The following is a 19,456-nucleotide window of genomic DNA, read 5'->3' as shown; positions in this document are numbered from 1 at the left end:
GTGTTTAACCTCAGCTTAAGCTGAGGTTTTTATGTTAAAGGCAGTAAGCTTTCTAAAGCTTACTGCCTTTTGGCTTTAATATAGATATGTGTGTATTAATTAAAAGTAAACTTTTTATTATATTTAGGAAGTTTTGGGAGGAGTAATTGTTATGGCAAAAATTATGATTCAGGGAACTGGTTCTTCTGTAGGAAAAAGTATAATTGTTTCAGCCCTTTGTAGAATATTTAAACAAGATGGTTATTCAGTGTGTCCTTTTAAATCTCAAAATATGTCATTGAATTCCTATATAACATTAGATGGCAAAGAAATGGGACGGGCTCAGGTACTTCAGGCTTATGCAGCTGGATTGCAGCCGGAAGCATATATGAACCCTATATTATTAAAACCAACTTCAGATAAGAAATGCCAAATCATAGTTAACGGAAAAGTGTATGGCAACAGCACTGCTATGCAATATCATAATATGAAGCTGGAATTTAGGGATATGCTTAAAGAACATTTTGAAAAAATGGAGAAGAAATTTGACATAATAGTAATGGAAGGGGCAGGAAGTCCTGCAGAAATAAATTTAAGAGATAGAGACATTGTGAATATGGGTATGGCAGAATCAGTAGATGCACCAGTACTTTTAGCAGGAGACATAGACAAAGGAGGAGTATTTGCATCCATTGCAGGAACAATGTTGCTTTTTACAGAGGATGAGAAAAAAAGAGTAAAGGGTACTATAATAAATAAATTTAGAGGAGACAAAGATATACTGGAGCCTGGCCTTAAGATGCTTGAGGATATAGTAAAGGTACCTTGCCTTGGTGTCATACCTCATTTTAGATTGGCCCTTGAGGATGAAGATGGAGCTGTAGAATTCAATAAAAAGGTTACAGCACCTATTGACATAGCTGTAATAAAGCTACCTCATATATCTAATTTTACAGATTTAGATGCACTTAAAAGCGAAGAAGACGTTTCCGTAAGATTTATAACATCTGTAGAAGAGTTTGGAAATCCGGATTTAGTCATTATTCCAGGAAGTAAAAATACTATAGAAGATTTACTTAAAATTAGGCAGTGCGGCCTTGAAGATCGAATAAAAGAATATAGTAAAACTGGATTTGTCATAGGACTGTGCGGTGGATACCAAATGCTTGGTAAAGTTATAGAAGATCCTTATGGAGTGGAGACAGATGTAGGAAAAGTAGAGGGTATAGGACTTTTAGACATAGAAACTATATTTGAAAAAGAAAAAGTTACAACTAGAGTAAATGCAAAAAGTAAAATTGACTTCCCAATGAAAAAGGATGGCGAATCCTTAACTAATAGAAAATTGGATGTATACGGATATGAAATACATATGGGGATATGCAAATATGGAAAAGATGCAAGACCATTATTTAATATAACTGATAAAAATGGTGAAAAGGTTGACACAGAAGATGGTGCCATAAATATGTCAGGAAATGTAATTGGATCTTATATACATGGAGTTTTTGATGGAATTGACTTTAGAGAATTCATTGTGAATAAAATAAGAGAAAATAAAGGATTAGGGTATAAAAAATCAAAAGCATATGAAAATCTCAGAGAAGGAGAATTGGATAAGTTAGCAAGCATAGTGCGAAAGAATTTAGATATAGATAAGATATATAGCATTATGTGCATTAAAAGATAATAATTAAATTTAGAAAAGAGGGGTTAAATTTGTCCAGTTCTTTTGTATTTATGAATTTAATAGATATTGTGATAGCAGTTGTAATTGATTGGATAATTGGAGATCCCTATTGGTTTCCCCATCCCGTTATATATATAGGAAAACTTATATCTTATTTAGATAAAAAGGGAAGAAAGCTTTGTAAAAAAAATGAGAGCTTAAAGGCCTTTGGTGGCTTGATAGTTTTTCTAGTAGCAATGGTTAGCTTTATTGTTCCTTTTGCAGTGCTGATGCTTTGTAGAAAAAATATTATTTTATACAACATATTAAATACACTTATTATTTGGACTACTATTTCTGCTAGATGCCTTGCTGTAGAGGCGAAAAAAGTATCCTATGCCCTTAAAAAAGAAGATATTGAAGATGCAAGGACCAAGCTTTCTTATATAGTTGGAAGGGATACATCCTCTTTAAGCAGTCAGGAAATAATAAGGGCAGATGTGGAAACTGTGGCGGAAAATACTTCCGATGGAGTAATAGCACCACTTATATATGCAGCTATTTTTGGAGCACCACTTGCTATGCTCTATAAGGGAATAAATACTATGGATTCCATGCTTGGATATATGAATGAAAAGTACAGGTATATAGGATTTTTTCCTGCAAAGGTAGATGACGTATTTAATTTTATACCTTCTAGAATTACAGGGGTACTTATGTGTATATCTGCTTTTGTAGTAAAAGGAAATCCTTTTAAGTCTTTTAAAATAATGATAAGGGACAGGAAAAACCACAAGAGTCCTAATTGTGCTTATCCTGAGGCAGCAGCAGCTGGAGCTATGAGAATACAGCTTGGTGGCACAAATGTTTATTTTGGCCAAGTAGTATATAAACCTACTATAGGGGATAAACTTATGGAACTAAGTTTTAAACATATAGGACAGTGCATAATAATTATGTATTTTACCGAAATACTTTTTATGATTTTATGTGGAATAGTTATAATTGGGTTACCCAGAGCGTAATTTAGAAAATCAATGATATAGGATGTGTTATTATGGAACATGGTGGAGATATATATACAGAGGGACTTTTAAAGGGAAGAAAGCTTTTGGATTTCAGTTCAAATATAAATCCACTAGGAGTACCTTTAAGTTTCAAAGAAAATATAGAGAAAGCATTAAAAGATGTAGAAAAGTATCCTGATGTGGAGTATAGACAACTTAAAAATTCAATAAAAGAGTATATAAATTTCTCCTTAAATTACTTTTATCCGATGACTACCTGCTCTAATATTCCCACTTCTTCAAGTGGGAATAAAGAGCAGCTACGTCCCTGGATAACGATTTCTAAGTATCAAGTGGAGTCAAAAACTCCATCTGATGCCAAGAACTCTGTTTACATTGAAGAAGAAAAAATATCAAGCAGCATGGAAGATACAAACATTGTATTAGGTAATGGAGCTGCAGAAATAATAGATTTTGTAATCAGCTGTTTTAAAAGCATCTGTATTGTAGTACCTTCTTTTATAGAATATGAAAAAAATGCAGCAAAATGGAACTGCCAAATAATACATTCACATTTGAAAGAGAATATGGAGTATGATTATAAAGATATCGGACAAAAAATAGCAAAGTCAGAAGCATTAATTATTGGTAATCCAAATAACCCAAATGGCGGCGTAATAGATAAAGATAAGTTTAAAGAAATACTTGATTACTGTGAGGAAAATCATAAAACTATAATTATAGATGAAGCTTTTGTGGAGTTTACAGGAAAAAGAGGATGTTCTTTTTTAAGAGAAGTGCAGAAATATAAATGTGTATTTTTAATTAGAGCTCTTACTAAATTTTTTGCACTTCCGGGAATAAGAATGGGATATGGACTTTGTAAAAATGAAAATTTAATAAAAAGTATAAAATCCAAACAAAATCCATGGAACATAAACTCCTTTGCAGAAACAGCAGCTGAGAATGTTTTTAAAGATAAGAAATACATAGAAGACTCCATTTGCTGGATAGAAAAAGAGAGAAGATTTATGTTAGATGAGTTAAAAGAAATCCCTTTGTTTGAAAAAGTGTATGATAGCTACAGCAATTTTGTATTATGTAAAATGAAATATGAAGATTGTCAGAAGCTATATGATAGATGTTTAAAGGAAGATGTTCTTATAAGAAGATGCAGTAATTTTAAGGAACTTGATAGTAAATTTATAAGATTAGCGGTAAAAGATAGGCGGAGAAATGAAAGAATACTACAGGTGTTAAAAAAAATAAGTAAAGATGTAACTACTTAAGTTTTAAGGGGAGAAGGAGAGATGAAGATAAACAATTTAGAAAATAATAATATGCTTGTGTCGCTGCTATCTCCTAAAATAAAAGTGATTATATTAGGGGGAGGACATGCAGCTTACATTAAATCAAAAACCTTTTCAAAAAAAGGATGCCAGGTTTATATATTGTCTAAAAAGTTTATGGATGATTTTGAAAATATAGCCGGTCTCCCTAATGTAGATATAATTAATGCAGAGTATGAAAAGAAGTATATAGAAGACAAGCACCTTGTAGTAATAGCTACAGACGATGTGAAAGTAAACTACAGTATAGCAGAGGATTGTAGAAAGTTATGTAAAATATATATAGATGCAACTAAACCTGAAAATGGAAATTGCATTACACCCTGCCAGAGAAATACTAAAAATATTTCAATTGGGATAAATACAAAAGGAGTATCACCTGTAACTTCTGTGTTTATTGCAAATAAGCTGGTAGATTATATAAAAGACTATGATGAATTTGTAGAATTTACTTCTCATATAAGAAACAGTATTTGCAGTATAAATGATAAGAAAAAAATTATGAAGTTTATATGTACAGATGATTTTTACTTTTTTTATAAAAAGGGAAAGGCATTAGATGTAATAAATATGTTTTTTACAACAGCAAATTTAAGGATAACACAGGATGGTGATAACATTTGAATTTTAAAATTGCAACTAGAAAGAGCAAATTAGCCCAGACTCAAACTGAAATAGTAATGGATATACTAGAAAAAGATTATAATGCAAAGTGTGAAAAAGTACTTATAGAAACAATGGGAGACAAGAGACTTGACATAGCCCTAAATAAAATAGGTGGAAAAGGTCTTTTCTTAAAGGAAATTGAGCTGGCACTTCTTAAAGATGAAGCAGATGCAGCAGTTCATAGTATGAAAGATGTACCTTTTGATGTGCCGGAAGATTTTGAAATAGCTGCTATTATGCAGAGAGAAGATGTAAGAGATGCCTTTGTATCTAAAGATAAAGTACCTTTTAATGAACTTCCTAAAGGAGCCAAAATTGGGACAAGCAGCAATAGAAGAGCAGAACAGTTAAAGATATTAAGGCCGGATATAGAGATAGCTCCTATAAGAGGAAATATACAGACTAGAATAAGTAAAATAGAAAGTCAAAACTTAGATGGCATAGTTTTGGCAGCTGCAGGAATTAAAAGATCTCACTTAGATGAACTAGTTACTGAGTATTTTAAAGTGGAAGATATGGTACCTGCAATTGGACAAGGAGCTCTTGGCATAGAAACAAAAAAAGACAGTAAAAATAAGAGCTTTTTCAGTAAATTAGACGATGAAAATACAAGAATTTGTGTAGAAGCTGAAAGAAGTTTTATGAGGACATTAAATGGAGATTGTCATTCCACCATAGGTGCCTATGCAAAGATAGATAAAGATACTATAAATATCATGGGAATGTTCATGGTAGGAAATAAACTTATAAAAAAAGATGTAACAGGGAATAAAGAAGATTATATGGTTTTAGGTGAAAAACTTGCAAAAATGATATTGAAAGCTTAAGGAGGATACTATGGGTAAAGTTTATCTTATTGGTGCAGGACCTGGAGATGAGGAACTTATAACTTTAAAGGCAGTGAGAAAACTCAGTGAATGTACTGCAGTTATGTATGACAGATTAGCAGGACCTGGAATTTTGAAATATGTAAATGATGACTGTGAAATATATTACTGTGGTAAGGAACCAGGATGCCATTATAAAAATCAGGATGAAATAAATAGCATGTTAGTTGAACTTGCTAAAAAAGGACATGTAGTAGGAAGAATTAAAGGCGGAGATCCCTATGTATTTGGAAGAGGAGGGGAAGAAGCTCTAGCTCTTTTAAAAGAAAATATAGAGTTTGAGGTCATACCGGGAATCACTTCTCCAATATCAGCCTTAAATTATGCAGGAATACCTGTAACTCATAGAAAGGTAGCTCGAAGTTTTCATATCTTTACAGGAAAGACTGCTGAAAAGCTGGATATAAATTGGGAAGCTGCAGCTAAAATAGGAGGAACACTGATTTTCCTAATGGGATTTAGAAACCTGGAAGTAATATGCAGCAAGCTTAAGGAAAATGGTATGGATGAAAATACTCCTTGTGCAGTAGTTATGAGAGGAACTACTTCAAAGCAGAAAAAAGTTGTAGGAAAAATAAAAGACATAAAAGAAAAAGCTGAAGAGGCAGGACTAACTTCTCCCTGCATAATAGTTATAGGAGATGTTATAAAATTCAATGAGCAGCTTGATTGGTATGAGAAAAAGCCTCTTTTTGGAAAAAATGTATGTATCACAAGGTCAAAGGCTCAGTCACGTGAAATGAGAGAAAAACTTCTTGATTTAGGAGCTCAGGTTACTGAGATACATTCTATAGAAATAAAATATACTTCAGAAAACATCAAAGAGTATTTAGGTAAATTGCCGGAGTATGATTATATTATTTTTACCAGTGTAAATGGGGTGAACAGCTTTTTTGAACGACTTCTAACCGAAAATTATGATATTAGAAATATAAAAGGAAAATTTGCAGCTATAGGTCCTGCCACAGAAAGAGCTATAAAAAATAAGGGAATTATACCTGAAATAGTAGCAGAAAAGTTTGTAGCTGAAAGTCTCCACGATAAAATGAAAGGTTTCATAAAAAAAGGAGACAAGGTATTTATTCCAAGATCTAAAAATGCAAGACCTTATTTGGCAGAAGCCTTGAGAGAAGAAGGCTGCATGGTAGATGAATGTTATACTTATGAGACAATAGCTGGCAGCCTAACTGATAAAAATTGTTTTAATGATGTAGATACAGTTATTTTTACAAGTCCAACTACAGTTAGAAATATGATAGAACTTGTAGGACTTTCTGCTATAAAGGAAAAACAGGTAATTTCTATAGGACCTATAACAGGTAAAGAGCTGAAAAAGCATGATATAGATTATGAAATGTCTGAAGAATATACTACAGACGGAGTTATAAAACGACTATTAGAAGGGAAGTAAAAAACATGTTTAGAAGACACAGAAGACTTAGAAAGAATCCAATTATAAGAGATATGGTTAGGGAAACTGTTCTCAATCCAAGTGATTTTATTTACCCATTATTTGTGGTAGAAGGAGAAAATATTAAAGAAGAAATATCTTCACTGGACAATAATTACCACTATTCTATTGACAGGCTTCCTGAAGCTGTAAAAGAAATTAAAGATGCGGGAGTAAAGAGCGTAATTTTATTTGGAATTCCAGACCATAAAGATGAGGTGGCAACTTCAGCTTTTGAGGAAAATGGAATAATTCAAAAGGCAGTTAGAAAACTGAAAGAATTAGATCCAGAACTTTATGTAATTACAGATGTATGCATGTGTGAGTATACAAGCCACGGTCATTGTGGAATACTCAATGGACATGAAGTAGACAATGATGAAACACTTAAATATATAGCTAAAATAGCACTTTCTCATGCACAAGCTGGAGCAGATATGGTAGCACCATCTGATATGATGGATGGAAGAGTTGAAGCTATTAGAAACATATTAGATGAAAATGGATTTAAAAATGTAGCTATAATGGCTTACAGTGCCAAATACTGTTCTGCATTTTATGGACCTTTTAGAGATGCAGCGGATTCAGCACCTAAATTTGGTGACAGAAAGGGTTATCAGATGGATCCAGCCAATGTAAGAGAAGCTATGCTGGAAATAGAAGATGATATAAAAGAGGGAGCAGACATAATAATGGTAAAACCAGCTCTTCCTTATCTGGATGTAGTGAGACTTGCCAGGGACAAATTTGACTTGCCAGTAGCTGCTTATAATGTAAGTGGAGAATTTGCCATGGTTAAAGTAGCAGCTAAAGCTGGTCTTATAGATGAAAAAGCTATAGTAAAGGAAATGCTAACTTGCATAAAGAGGGCAGGAGCAGGAATGATAATTACTTATTATGCTCTTGACATATGCAGGTGGATTAAAGAAGATTTCAAGTAAAAAATGAAATAGGGTGATGGGTATTGAAAAGTATTATTGTATCATCAAACAGCAGTGGAGGCGGAAAGACTACAGTAACTATTGGACTAATGAAGGCACTTATGAAAAAAGGCTATAAAGTTCAAGGTTACAAAGTAGGACCAGATTATATAGATCCTGCATTTCATAGAAGTATAACTAAAACTAGCTCTAGAAATTTGGATTTATATCTTATGGGAGAAGAGGGAGTAAAGGCTTCTTTCAGTAGGGGAAAAGGAGACCTAGGAATAATTGAAGGTGTTATGGGATTATATGACGGCAAGGGAATAGACAGCAAGTATTCTACAGCTAATATAGCTGAGGTACTGGACTTGCCTGTGGTACTTGTCATGAGCCCTAAGTCTCAAAGTACTACCTTATGTGCTGAAATAAATGGAATAGTGAACTTTGAAAATTTAAATATAGCAGGAGTGATATTTAATAATATAGGAGATAGTTACTATAAACTCTTGAAAGCTGCTGTAGAAAAAAATTGTAATATAAAGGTATTTGGCTACATTCCAAAGGATGAAAGGCTTTCCCTTAAGAGCAGACATTTAGGACTTGTCCAAAGCAGTGAAGTAGGTGACTTAAATGAAAAAATAGACCTATGCAGTGAACTCATTTTAAAAAATGTGGATGTTGAAATGCTGCTGGGATGTTTTAAGGAAAACAAGAACTTTAAGGACGAGTATCATATTGAAAATAGGAAGATAAGAACGGCAGTAGCTTACGATAAAGCCTTCAGCTTTTATTACAAGGAAAATATAGAACTTTTAGAGGAACTAGGTGAAACTGTATTTTTTAGTCCCCTTAAAGATAAAAAATTACCTTCTAATATAGACTTTTTGTATATAGGAGGCGGATATCCTGAAGTTTTTATAGAAGAGCTTAGCAGCAATAGATCTATGATGGAAAGTATAAAAACAGAATTAAAAGCGGGACTTAGATGCTATGCTGAATGCGGAGGACTTATGTATTTGACAGAAGGCATGGAAAATGTAGATAAAAGTGCTGTCTTTGACACAGTTGGATTTTTTAAAGGAAAGGCTCACATGACTTCAAGATTGCAAAACTTTGGATATGCCGAGATAGAAGTGGCTAAGAAAAATGACATTTTACCTTTAGGACTTAAAGTAAATTGTCATGAGTTTCATAAATCTTATATCGATTCAGAAGAAGAAAAAATTTATAACGTGACTAAAGATACTTACGATGGAAAAATAAAAAAGTGGAACTGCGGGTACGTTAAGAACAATACTTTAGGAGCTTATGCCCACATTCACTTCTTTGGAAACTTAGATATGTTACAAAAGATTTCAGGGGCATCAAAAAAATAAAAATAAAAAAGTTTTAAAAAATGCGTTACTATTTTTGTGTTTTTAGTGTCTTATATAGTAAAGGGTCAATTTAATAATTTTAAAAGTAAATTTGGGGGTATGTATTATGAGTTTATTTGAAGAAACTTTAAAGTGCATAGAGGGAAAAGATGAAGAGGCTGTAAAAAAGGCATGGAAAAGATTGGACAGCTTGACAAAACCTATAGGAAGCCTTGGAAAACTTGAAGAAATAGCTGCCAAGATGGCAGGAATTACAGGAAAAATACATAATAAAATAAATAAAAAAAATATAGTTATTATGTGTTCTGATAATGGAGTAGTAGAAGAAGGGGTAAGTAACTGTCCTAAAGATCTTACAGTAACAGTTACTAAAAATTTTGCAAGAGGTATAACAGGAGTTTGTGTGCTTTCAGATTTTGCCAAGTCTGACATAACTGTAGTAGATGTAGGAGTGGATTATGACTTTGATGATCCTAAAATAATAAATAAAAAAGTAGCCTACGGTACTAAAAACATGGTTAAAGGACCAGCCATGACTAGAGAAGAATGCATAAAGGCCATTGAAGCGGGAATAGAGTCAGTAGATGATCTTGTAAAAAAGGGATATAACCTTTTTGGAACAGGCGAAATGGGTGTAGGTAATACTGCCACTAGTTCTGCAATTTTAAGTGCAATCACAGGTTTACCTGTAGATCTTACAGTTGGAAAAGGTTCTGGAATTACAGATGAACAACTTAAAAGTAAAAAGAAAGCTGTACAAGCTGCTATTGATGTAAATAAACCAGATCCAAAAGATATTATTGATGTATTGTCAAAAGTAGGTGGATTTGATATAGCAGGAATGTGCGGGTGTTTTTTAGGAGCTGCAAAAAATAGAGTACCTATTGTAATTGACGGATTTATATCTTCGGCAGCTGCCTTATGTGCTTTTAAATTAAACGAAAAGGTAGGAGATTATTTATTTCCTTCTCATCTTTCTGCAGAACCAGCTATAAGCTATGTGATGAGGGAACTGGGATTAAAGCCTATGTTAAATTTAGATATGAGACTTGGAGAAGGTTCAGGATGTCCTTTAGAGTTTTCAGTAATAGAGGCCGCACTTTATACTATGGACAATATGGCAACTTTTGAAGAAGCTGATGTAAAAAATTCAGATAAATTTATAGATATAAGGGAAAAGTAGTTTTTAACTTCATATAAGGAAATGGAGAATAGATTATTATGGATTATATAAAATCACCTATGGGAATAGAGAAAAGAAGTTTTGAAATAATAGGAGAAGAAATGGGAGAATGTAATTTCCCTGAAAGAGAACTTTCTATAGTAAAAAGGGTAATACATACTACAGGAGATTTTCAATATAAAGATATACTATATATAAGAGAAGGAGCTGTAGACAGTGCCTTGGAACTTTTAAAAAAAGGGGTGACCATATATACAGATACAAATATGGCTGCAGCAGGAATAAATAAAAAAGTACTTGCAAAGCTGAATTGTAAAGTAGAATGTTTTGTAAGTAGAAGTGAAATAGCAGATATAGCTAAAGAAAAAGAAATAACTCGTTCTATGGCAGCTGTAGAAAAAGCTGTAGAAGAAGGTGTGGAGTTTTTTGTATTTGGAAATGCCCCTACAGCACTTTATAAATTAAAGGAGCTTACTTTAGCCGGAAAGGCAAAGCCTAAATTTATAGTAGGAGCACCAGTAGGATTTGTAGGAGCTGCAGACTCCAAAGAGGAAATAGAAAAACTTGATGTACCTATGATAACTATAAGGGGAAGAAAAGGCGGCAGTAACATAGCAGCTGCTATAGTAAATGCACTTATGTATATGATAACTAGATAATTTAGCACTTTTAGGTGGTGATATTGTGCTTGACATGTATGTAAATTGTGATGGAAAAAGACTTAGATGTGGATATACTACAGGTTCTTGTGCGGCAGCAGCTGCAAAGGCTGCTTCCACTATGCTATATTTTAAAACTGATTTAAAAGAAGTGAAAATAGATACTCCAAAAGGTATTGAACTTGTGATACCTATTGAAAAAGTAAAGCATGGAAAAGATTTTGTAGAGTGCTGTGTTTTAAAAGATGGTGGAGACGATATAGACATAACAAATGGCATAGAGATATGGGCAAGAGCAAATAAAATATCTAAAGGATATAGATTAAAAGGCGGCATAGGGGTTGGAATAGTTAAAGGTGAAGGACTATATGTGAAAAAAGGTGAAGCTGCTATAAACCCTGTGCCTAGAAAGATGATTGAAAAAGAAGTAAAAGAAGTACTTCCCGAAAACTCAGGTGTAGAAATAACTATATTTGTACCTGAAGGTGAAAAAATAGCAAAGAAGACATTTAATCCAAGACTCAATATAGTAGGAGGAATTTCTATACTTGGAACAAGTGGAATTGTAATGCCAATGTCTGAGGAAGCACTTAAACAGTCTGTGGAACTTGAGATAAATCAAAAGATAGCTAAAGGGTGCAAAGATCTTATACTTCTCTTTGGAAACATGGGAGAAAATATGGCAGCTAGTTTGAAGCTGGACAAAAACAAGATGGTTATAATGTCTAACTATGTTGGCTTTGCACTTGGATGCTGCATGAATAAAAATATAAAGAAAGTACTTGTAATTGGACATATAGGTAAGATGAGTAAAATTGCTTCAGGATGTTTTAACACCCACAGCAGGGTATCAGATGTAAGACTTGAGACAATGGCACTGGAACTTGCTTTAATGGGAGAAAACTTGCAACTTGTAAAAAAAGTGTATAATGAAAAAACTACAGAAGGAGCTGTAGAACTTCTAGGAGATGGATATGACAAGCTTTATGAAAATATAGGTATTAAGGTAAAAAATAGAATAGAACAGTACACCTATAATTCAATAGAAGCAGATGTTATAATGTATTCAATGAAAAGAGGAGTGCTCTACAGTAGTCTTTCTAAGTAAAATTTTAATAGTAGGTGTGGTTATGAATACAAAGGTTTTTATAGTAGGCATAGGACCTGGAAATAAAGATTACATACTTCCAAAGGCTGTAGCTGTAATGAAACAGTCGCAGGCTATATTGGGCTTTGAAAGAGCAGTAGATAGTTTGGATTTTGTAGATGGTAATAAGATAAAGGTAAAAAAGTTAAAGGATATACTTGACACTTTGCAATCTGGAAAATATGAGGTTGTATCAGTTACGGCTTCTGGAGATCCACTTTACTATGGTATAACAGAGTATTTAAAAAAGAATTATGATGGAAATATAGAAGTCATTCCAGGTATAAGCTCTTTTCAATATATGATGGCAAAAGTAAAACTTAGCTGGCAGGGAGCTTTTTTAGGAAGTCTCCACGGCAGAGAGGAAGATTTTTTAAGTATAGTAAAGGACAATCATATTTCTATATGGTTTACGGATAAAAAGCATTCGCCGGATTATCTGTGCAGCATCTTAGAAGAAAATACTGTAGATGCAGTAGTGCATGTAGGAGAAAATCTTTCTTATGAGGATGAGAAAATTACTTCAGGAAGTGCTGCAGAGCTAAAAAATAAAGACTTTGGAGGTCTTTGTGTAGTTGTAATTGAAAATAAAACTCTATAAAAGTGGGAGAAATTTTTATGAGATATATAAAAGATGATGAATTTATAAGAGGAAACTGTCCCATGACAAAAGAGGAAATTAGAATACTTAGCATTGCAAAACTTGGAATTGAGCCAGATTTTAGAGTGTTGGATGTAGGTGCTGGAACAGGTTCTGTAAGTGTACAGATGGCTAAGATATGCTCTAAGGGACAGGTAGTTGCCATTGAAAAAAATGAAGAAGCACTTTCTGTAATTGAAAAAAATATAGAGAAATTCAATGTAAACAATTTAACAGTTGTAAAAGGAGAAGCACTTGAGGTAGAGGAAAGCATAGAACCTTCTTTTGACGCTGTATTTATAGGCGGCAGCGGAGGAAATATAGAGGAAATAATAAAAAGATATGGTGCAAAGCTAAAAGAACATGGGAAAATGGTTCTTAATTTTATAACTTTAAATAATTTGTATAAAGCCCTTGATACTCTAAAAGGTATGAAATGTGAAGTAGAATGTATACAAGTATCAATAAACAAGACCAGGGCAAATAGCTATATGATGACTTCTAATAACAGTATATTTATAGTAAGTGCAATTCGTAATTTATAATTTGTTAAATAACAAATAACAAATAATGACAATTTATCTTCTAATATCACAAAACATTAAAATTATAGATTTGCTGAGGTGCGAAGGAAGTCATCATTATTTGAACTTTGATATTTGGACTTTAAATTTTGTATTATGTAGTGAGGATGTGAAAACTTATGGAAAAAGATACCTTAAAGATGGGTACTCTCTATGGTATAGGAGTTGGACCTGGAGATGAAGAATTACTGACGCTAAAAGCTGTAAATGTAATAAAGAAATGTGAAGTAATAGTTGCACCTTCAGCAAAAGATGGAGATAGAAGCATAGCTTTTGATACAGCTAAAAATTTTGTAGATGAAAGTAAAGAAGTTATAATAAAACACTTTCCAATGGGTGGAAAAGAGCAGGAAGGAAAGATACTTGAAGCTTTTAAGACTATAGAGGAAAGATTAAATGAAGGTAAAAATGTTGCATTTTTGACTATAGGTGACCCTTTTGTATACAGCACCTATATATATCTTTTGGAGCATATTAAAAACAAGGGGTATAAAACAGAAACTGTGCCTGGAATAACATCTTTTTGTGCTGCTGCAAGTCTGGCAGGACAGAGCATTGTTATAGGAGATGAAAGGGTTCTGATCCTTCCTGCATCGCAGGTAGATAAGATAACAGATGAGAAGTTTGTAGTAATAATGAAAGTGTATAGAAAAGAAGAAAATGTATTAAATGTATTAGAAGAAAAAGGATTCAAGTACATATGTGTAAAGAGAGCTTATAGAGAAGGACAGGAAGTACTTAAAAATAGAGAAGATATACTAAAAAGCAGAGATTATATGTCTCTTATAATAGCCCAAAGAGATTAAAGGAGGAAGAACATGACAAATAAAGTTTACTTTATAGGAGCAGGACCAGGAAATGCTGATTTAATAACAGTTAAGGGAAGAGATATACTAAAAACTGCAGATGTGGTTATATATGCAGGTTCACTCGTAAGCAAAGATCATTTGGAATACTGTAGAGTTGGAGTAAAAATATATAATTCTGCTTCCATGACCTTAAATGAAGTTATCGATGTTATAAAAAAATATCATGGAGAAGGAAAGAAAATAGTTAGACTGCATACAGGAGATCCAACCATATATGGGGCTATAAGAGAGCAGATGGATGAACTAGACAAGCTTGGAATAGATTATGAAGTTGTTCCAGGAGTAAGTTCCTTTACGGCTGCAGCAGCTGCTATAAACAGAGAATTTACCCTTCCAAGTATAAGTCAAACTATAATTCTCACAAGAGTAGAGGGAAGAACTCCCGTACCAGAGAAAGAAAATTTGGAAAGATTAGCTTCTGTAGGAGCTTCCATGGCACTGTTTTTGTCTGTAAGTATGATAGACAAGGTAGTGGAAAAATTAAAGAAAGGCTATGGTAGAAATGTGCCTATAGCAGTTATTCAAAAAGCTACTTGGGAAGATGAAAAGTGTGTTATAGGAACTTTAGATGATATTGTAGAAAAAGTAAAGAAGGAAAATATAACAAAGACAGCGCAGATACTCGTAGGAGATTTTATCAATTGCAAATATGATAAGAGCCTTTTGTACGATGAAAATTTTACCCATATGTTCAGAAAGGCAAAAAATGAAAATAGCGGTAATTAGCGTTACAACTGCAGGAGATAAAATAAGTGATAAGATAAAAAAGCATTTTCCTATAGATCTTTATTCTAAAAATAATATGGAAGGTTTTAAACTTAAAGATGCAGCGGAAACTGCCATGTCAAATTACAAGGCAGTTGTATTTATAAGTTCTACGGGTATAGCTGTAAGAGCCATAGCAAGCTTTATAAAATCAAAAGATAAGGATCCTGCAGTAGTTGTCATAGACAGTTCCTGTAAATTCATAATCAGCCTTTTAAGTGGTCATTTAGGCGGGGCAAATGAACTTACATGCAAATTGGCAAGTATCCTTAAAGCTGTTCCTGTAATAACTACAGCTACGGACAATATTGGGGTAAAAGCACCGGATGTTTTTGCAAAAGAAAATGGACTCATTATAAATGATTTAAAAGATGCTAAATACATAGCTGCCCTTTTGGTGGAAGGCAAAAAAGTAGGATTTATAGATGAGGATAAATTGTTGGATGCTCCCAAAGGTTACAGCATCAATTCAGACGATATACAAGGACTTTTGTATGTTACAAATAAATGTAAAGCCTTTGGCAAGGAAAATTTTAGAGATATAAAAACATTAAAACTCATAAGAAAAAATATTGTGCTGGGAGTTGGCTGTAGGAAAAATTTCGATTCGAAGCAGATGATAGAAACAGTTAAAAAGCTGCTTTTAGATTACAATATAGATGAAAGGGCTGTAAAGTATATTTCTACTGTAGAAATTAAGGCAAAGGAAGAGGCCATATTAAAACTTGCAGAATATTTCAAATGCGATTTAAAAATATATTCTATAGAAGATATAAAGAAGGTACATCATAACTATAAAGGCAGTGACTTTGTTGAAAAGACCATAGGTGTAAGGGCAGTGTGCGAGCCTTGTACAGAACTTACGGGAGCATCTTTAATTACGAATAAAATAAAGGCAAATGGAATGACCTTGTGTATAGGTGAAGTACATAAAAAAATTGTGCATTGTAAATTGTGAATTGTGCATTAAATAAAGGATGTGTGTAAAATGGGTAAACTTTATGTAGTAGGAATTGGACCAGGTGGATATGAAAATATGACTTTACGTGCTGTAAAGGTAATAGAAAATAGTGAAATAATTGTAGGATATACTAAGTATATAGAGATGATAAAAGATCTAATTAAAAATAAAGAGGTAATTTCAACAGGTATGAGAGCTGAAGTGGAGAGATGTAAAAAAGCACTTGAACTTTCAAAAGACCACGTAGTTTCCATAGTGAGTACAGGTGACCCAGGAATATATGGTATGGCAGGGCTCATCTTAGAAATGAGAAAAGATGAAGATGTAGAAGTAATTCCAGGACTCACAGCTTCTTCTGCAGCAGCTTCCATAGTTGGAGCACCTCTTATGCATGATAACTGTAACATAAGTTTAAGTGATCTTATGACTCCCTATGAGCTTATAAAAAAGAGAATTGAACTTGCAGCTTCTGGAGATTTTGTAATATCACTTTATAATCCTAAAAGTAAGGGTAGACCTCATTATTTAAAAGAATGTATTGATATTGTGAAAAAATACAGGAAAGGCGATACCCCTATAGCCGTAGTTAAAAATGCACTTAGAGAAGGTCAGGAGCATAAGCTTTTTACACTTGATTCTTTTGATGATAGCGTAGTTGACATGATGTCTGTAGTTATAATAGGAAACAGTAACAGTTATATAAAAGATGGGGTATTTATAACTCCCCGTGGTTACAAAATTCCACAGTAGAATTAAAAACTATTCTTAAAAGAGGTGATAAGATTTGAAGGAAGCAAAAAGAGGAATACTTGTGGTAAGTTTTGGTACGAGCATATTGGAAACACTTAAAAACTGTATTGAAGACACGGAAAATGAAATTAAAAATGAATTTAAGGGATATGCAGTTAGAAGAGCTTTTACCTCCGGAATAATAATTAAAAAATTAAAAAATCAAAAGGGAATTTATATAGACACAGTGCCTGAGGCCCTGGATAAAATGAAAAATGAAGGCTTTAGAGAAGTTTATGTTCAGCCCCTACATATAATGCCAGGAGATGAATATGACAAGGTAGTTCGCTGTATAAATGAATATCAAGGGTCTTTTGGTAAACTGGTTTTAGGTCGCCCTGTACTTTATAGGCAAAGCGATTATGTAATAGCTGCAAGGGCATTAGAAAAGCAGCTTCCACCTCTTAGTCAAAATGAAGCTGTAGTGTTAATGGGACATGGCTCTTCGCATCATAGTAATTCTAGTTATGCTCTTTTTCAATATGTATTAGATGATTTGAAAATAAGAAATATTTTTATAGCTACTGTAGAGGGGTATCCTGAAATTGATAATGTAATACCTAAGCTGAAAAAAAACAATATTGAGAAAGTAACATTAATGCCTTTTATGTTAGTAGCAGGAGATCATGCCACAAATGACATGGCAGGTGAAGACAAGGATTCTTGGAAACAAATACTTGAATCTAAAGGATTTGAAATAAATACATATCTTCATGGGCTAGGGGAAAACAAGGCTTTTCAGGAGATATATGTGCAGCACATTAGAGATTGTATAGAAGGCAATCCTCTTATGGATGAAAAGATGAAAGTTAGAATGTAAGGAGATTTTCATATGATAGGATTAATTCTTGGAACTTCTGAAGGTAGAAAAATACTTTCTTTGCTAAATGAATTTACTTCTGATATATTTGTATCTACAGCAACGGAATATGGTGGAGAGCTTCTTAAAGAATATAAATATGCTTATATGAATAATAAACCACTTGATCTTCATGATCTTATAAGTGAATTAAGGGAAAAAGGTGTAAAAGTACTAGTGGATGCCTCACATCCTTATGCAGTGGAAGTTACTAAAAATGTAATTAAGGCATGTGATGAGTTAAACATAGAGTATATAAGATATGAAAGACCTTCTTGTATAGATGAATTTAAAAATGAAGATAAAGTTATAGAAGTAAAGGATTATGATGAGCTTAAATTGAAGCTTAAAGACATAAAAGGAACTATACTAAATACTACAGGAAGTAGGAGTTTGGATAAAGTATTGGGAATGGGTCTTAAAAATAGAATAATTTATAGAGTTTTGCCGTCTGTTAAAGTTATAAAGGAATGTTATGATAGAAATATAGATTTAGCAGATATAATTGCTTTAAAAGGGCCTATAAGTTATGAACTAAATTGTGCCTTTATAAAAGACTATGAGGCTGAAGCCATGCTGCTTAAAGACAGCGGCAGGGAAGGCGGAACTTATGAAAAAATAAGGGCCTGTCTGGATTGTGGAATATATGCTTTTATAATTGGAAGAAAAAAAATGAATTATGATAGTATTAATGTTTTTTACAATGTAAATGAACTTGTGAAATATATAAAGACAATAAAAAATTTGTAAAGGGTGTATTTTATGGAGACTTCAACAATTTATCCTGGAAGTTTTGGAGAGATACTTCAGGGAAAAATAGAAAATAGAGATCTTTTATTGTCTTGTCCAGTAAATATTTATACTAAAGTTAAGCTTATAGAATGTAATAATCCCATAAGGAAAAGGTACCTAAAAAAGTCTTCTAGTTTTTTGTACAATATTCTTAAATCCTGGGGATATGAAAAGTATTTTGATAGTCTAGATATAGAAATAAACTCCGAGATTCCATATGGAAAGGGACTTGCCAGTAGTACGGCAGATCTTTGTGGAGTTTATTATTGTCTTATTAATATGTTTAATAAAAAGTTCAATGAGGTAGAACTTGTGAAAAACTGTATAGATATCGAACCTACGGATAGTATAGTATTTAATAAGATGACTTTATTTGATTACAAAAGTGGTAATTATAAATTCACCATAGGAGATTATTTATCTTATAATATACTTGCTTTTGAAGGAGATAAAACAGTAGATACAGTTGAATTTAATCACAAAAATTTACCTAATTTATGTGATGTTAAAGACTTAGTTCCAATACTTAAAGAAGCAGTGAAAGAAAAAGATTTACATAAGCTAGCCTATGTATCAACTGAAAGTATAGTGAAAAATCAGAAAAGACTTTATTATGACTTTTTAAACTTAGTGATGGATATAAAAGAAAAAACTTCAGGCCTTGGAATAATAGGTGCACATAGTGGAAATGTTTTAGGAATAATATATGATGATGCAGAAAAGTTTAAATTTGAAGAAAAGTTCCTAGGAGGATTAAATTTAAAAAATATAAAGATATATAAAGTAAAGGCTTTAAGTGAAATTTTACTGCCAGTGGAATGTATTTAGTATGATTATGTGATTGAAAAAATTCTATTTATAATAATTATTGACATAATATATGCATACTAATAAACTTAAAG

Annotated in this window: 20 protein-coding genes; all 20 read left to right on the top strand. The window is 32.8% G+C overall.

Going from position 1 to position 19,456, the window contains the following annotated elements; genetic code table 11:
• Positions 1-151 precede the first annotated feature (151 nt).
• The 20 genes from CLAU_RS05375 (at position 152) to CLAU_RS05280 (ending at position 19,382) form a co-directional block, all read left to right on the top strand.
• On the top strand, positions 152-1,669 hold the full coding sequence (locus tag CLAU_RS05375; protein ID WP_023162153.1) for a cobyric acid synthase: 1,518 nt from the start codon (positions 152-154) through the stop codon (positions 1,667-1,669).
• A gap of 50 nt (positions 1,670-1,719) precedes the next feature.
• Positions 1,720-2,673: an adenosylcobinamide-phosphate synthase CbiB gene (gene cbiB, locus CLAU_RS05370; RefSeq protein ID WP_029702205.1), complete on the top strand. Its 954-nt coding sequence runs from the start codon at positions 1,720-1,722 to the stop codon at positions 2,671-2,673.
• 32 nt (positions 2,674-2,705) lie between these two features.
• Positions 2,706-3,944, top strand: a complete 1,239-nt coding sequence (locus CLAU_RS05365) for a pyridoxal phosphate-dependent aminotransferase (protein ID WP_023162151.1) — start codon at positions 2,706-2,708, stop codon at positions 3,942-3,944.
• Between the two features lie 21 nt (positions 3,945-3,965).
• Complete coding sequence (locus CLAU_RS05360; protein WP_023162150.1) at positions 3,966-4,628, top strand: NAD(P)-dependent oxidoreductase; 663 nt, start codon at positions 3,966-3,968, stop codon at positions 4,626-4,628.
• Positions 4,625-5,497, top strand: a complete 873-nt coding sequence (gene hemC / locus CLAU_RS05355) for a hydroxymethylbilane synthase (protein ID WP_023162149.1) — start codon at positions 4,625-4,627, stop codon at positions 5,495-5,497. Before CLAU_RS05360 ends, hemC begins: the two co-directional genes overlap by 4 nt.
• 10 nt (positions 5,498-5,507) lie before the next feature.
• Positions 5,508-6,968: a uroporphyrinogen-III C-methyltransferase gene (gene cobA / locus CLAU_RS05350; RefSeq protein WP_023162148.1), complete on the top strand. Its 1,461-nt coding sequence runs from the start codon at positions 5,508-5,510 to the stop codon at positions 6,966-6,968.
• Positions 6,969-6,973: 5 nt separating this feature from the next.
• Entirely contained in the window at positions 6,974-7,948 is a 975-nt protein-coding gene (gene hemB / locus CLAU_RS05345; protein ID WP_023162147.1) for a porphobilinogen synthase, read from the top strand.
• 23 nt (positions 7,949-7,971) lie between these two features.
• Positions 7,972-9,306 carry a cobyrinic acid a,c-diamide synthase CobB gene (locus CLAU_RS05340; protein ID WP_023162146.1) on the top strand — a complete coding sequence of 445 codons (1,335 nt, stop codon included), beginning with the start codon at positions 7,972-7,974 and terminating at the stop codon, positions 9,304-9,306.
• Between the two features lie 106 nt (positions 9,307-9,412).
• A complete protein-coding gene (gene cobT, locus CLAU_RS05335; protein ID WP_023162145.1) occupies positions 9,413-10,489 on the top strand; it encodes a nicotinate-nucleotide--dimethylbenzimidazole phosphoribosyltransferase in 1,077 nt (358 codons plus the stop codon).
• Between the two features lie 38 nt (positions 10,490-10,527).
• A complete protein-coding gene (locus tag CLAU_RS05330; protein WP_023162144.1) occupies positions 10,528-11,148 on the top strand; it encodes a precorrin-8X methylmutase in 621 nt (206 codons plus the stop codon).
• Positions 11,149-11,173: 25 nt separating this feature from the next.
• Entirely contained in the window at positions 11,174-12,256 is a 1,083-nt protein-coding gene (gene cbiD / locus CLAU_RS05325) for a cobalt-precorrin-5B (C(1))-methyltransferase CbiD (protein ID WP_023162143.1), read from the top strand.
• A gap of 22 nt (positions 12,257-12,278) precedes the next feature.
• The gene (gene cbiE, locus CLAU_RS05320) at positions 12,279-12,896 is read left to right on the top strand and encodes a precorrin-6y C5,15-methyltransferase (decarboxylating) subunit CbiE (RefSeq protein WP_023162142.1); all 618 of its coding nucleotides are present in this window, start codon (positions 12,279-12,281) and stop codon (positions 12,894-12,896) included.
• A gap of 17 nt (positions 12,897-12,913) precedes the next feature.
• Complete coding sequence (cbiT, locus tag CLAU_RS05315) at positions 12,914-13,480, top strand: precorrin-6Y C5,15-methyltransferase (decarboxylating) subunit CbiT (protein ID WP_023162141.1); 567 nt, start codon at positions 12,914-12,916, stop codon at positions 13,478-13,480.
• Between the two features lie 179 nt (positions 13,481-13,659).
• Entirely contained in the window at positions 13,660-14,325 is a 666-nt protein-coding gene (locus CLAU_RS05310; RefSeq protein WP_029169886.1) for a cobalt-factor II C(20)-methyltransferase, read from the top strand.
• A gap of 12 nt (positions 14,326-14,337) precedes the next feature.
• Positions 14,338-15,114, top strand: a complete 777-nt coding sequence (gene cobM, locus CLAU_RS05305) for a precorrin-4 C(11)-methyltransferase (RefSeq protein WP_023162139.1) — start codon at positions 14,338-14,340, stop codon at positions 15,112-15,114.
• Positions 15,095-16,111, top strand: coding sequence for a cobalt-precorrin 5A hydrolase (gene cbiG, locus CLAU_RS05300; RefSeq protein WP_023162138.1), 1,017 nt, complete (start codon positions 15,095-15,097; stop codon positions 16,109-16,111). Before cobM ends, cbiG begins: the two co-directional genes overlap by 20 nt.
• Positions 16,112-16,141: 30 nt before the next feature.
• A complete protein-coding gene (gene cobJ, locus CLAU_RS05295; protein ID WP_023162137.1) occupies positions 16,142-16,864 on the top strand; it encodes a precorrin-3B C(17)-methyltransferase in 723 nt (240 codons plus the stop codon).
• Positions 16,865-16,898: 34 nt separating this feature from the next.
• Positions 16,899-17,723 (top strand): sirohydrochlorin cobaltochelatase, encoded by an 825-nt coding sequence (locus tag CLAU_RS05290; protein WP_023162136.1) that lies wholly within the window; start codon positions 16,899-16,901, stop codon positions 17,721-17,723.
• Between the two features lie 12 nt (positions 17,724-17,735).
• A complete protein-coding gene (locus tag CLAU_RS05285; protein WP_023162135.1) occupies positions 17,736-18,512 on the top strand; it encodes a cobalt-precorrin-6A reductase in 777 nt (258 codons plus the stop codon).
• 12 nt (positions 18,513-18,524) lie between these two features.
• Positions 18,525-19,382, top strand: a complete 858-nt coding sequence (locus tag CLAU_RS05280) for a GHMP family kinase ATP-binding protein (protein WP_023162134.1) — start codon at positions 18,525-18,527, stop codon at positions 19,380-19,382.
• Positions 19,383-19,456 lie beyond the last annotated feature (74 nt).

Origin of the sequence: Clostridium autoethanogenum DSM 10061 (assembly GCF_001484725.1) — a bacterium.
In the GTDB taxonomy this organism is placed as follows: domain Bacteria; phylum Bacillota; class Clostridia; order Clostridiales; family Clostridiaceae; genus Clostridium_B; species Clostridium_B ljungdahlii.
The sequence above is the reverse complement of the archived record's forward strand: the minus strand, read 5'-3'. Positions and strand labels throughout refer to the sequence as shown.

Bases quoted from the DNA above. Each gene is read 5' to 3' on its own strand.
- CLAU_RS05375 (WP_023162153.1), top strand. From the start codon at position 152: ATGGCAAAAATTATGATTCAGGGAACTGGTTCTTCTGTAGGAAAAAGT.
- cbiB (WP_029702205.1), top strand. From the start codon at position 1,720: ATGAATTTAATAGATATTGTGATAGCAGTTGTAATTGATTGGATAATT.
- CLAU_RS05365 (WP_023162151.1), top strand. From the start codon at position 2,706: ATGGAACATGGTGGAGATATATATACAGAGGGACTTTTAAAGGGAAGA.
- CLAU_RS05360 (WP_023162150.1), top strand. From the start codon at position 3,966: ATGAAGATAAACAATTTAGAAAATAATAATATGCTTGTGTCGCTGCTA.
- cobA (WP_023162148.1), top strand. From the start codon at position 5,508: ATGGGTAAAGTTTATCTTATTGGTGCAGGACCTGGAGATGAGGAACTT.
- hemB (WP_023162147.1), top strand. From the start codon at position 6,974: ATGTTTAGAAGACACAGAAGACTTAGAAAGAATCCAATTATAAGAGAT.
- cobT (WP_023162145.1), top strand. From the start codon at position 9,413: ATGAGTTTATTTGAAGAAACTTTAAAGTGCATAGAGGGAAAAGATGAA.
- CLAU_RS05330 (WP_023162144.1), top strand. From the start codon at position 10,528: ATGGATTATATAAAATCACCTATGGGAATAGAGAAAAGAAGTTTTGAA.
- cbiE (WP_023162142.1), top strand. From the start codon at position 12,279: ATGAATACAAAGGTTTTTATAGTAGGCATAGGACCTGGAAATAAAGAT.
- cbiT (WP_023162141.1), top strand. From the start codon at position 12,914: ATGAGATATATAAAAGATGATGAATTTATAAGAGGAAACTGTCCCATG.
- CLAU_RS05310 (WP_029169886.1), top strand. From the start codon at position 13,660: ATGGGTACTCTCTATGGTATAGGAGTTGGACCTGGAGATGAAGAATTA.
- cobM (WP_023162139.1), top strand. From the start codon at position 14,338: ATGACAAATAAAGTTTACTTTATAGGAGCAGGACCAGGAAATGCTGAT.
- cbiG (WP_023162138.1), top strand. From the start codon at position 15,095: ATGAAAATAGCGGTAATTAGCGTTACAACTGCAGGAGATAAAATAAGT.
- cobJ (WP_023162137.1), top strand. From the start codon at position 16,142: ATGGGTAAACTTTATGTAGTAGGAATTGGACCAGGTGGATATGAAAAT.
- CLAU_RS05285 (WP_023162135.1), top strand. From the start codon at position 17,736: ATGATAGGATTAATTCTTGGAACTTCTGAAGGTAGAAAAATACTTTCT.
- CLAU_RS05280 (WP_023162134.1), top strand. From the start codon at position 18,525: ATGGAGACTTCAACAATTTATCCTGGAAGTTTTGGAGAGATACTTCAG.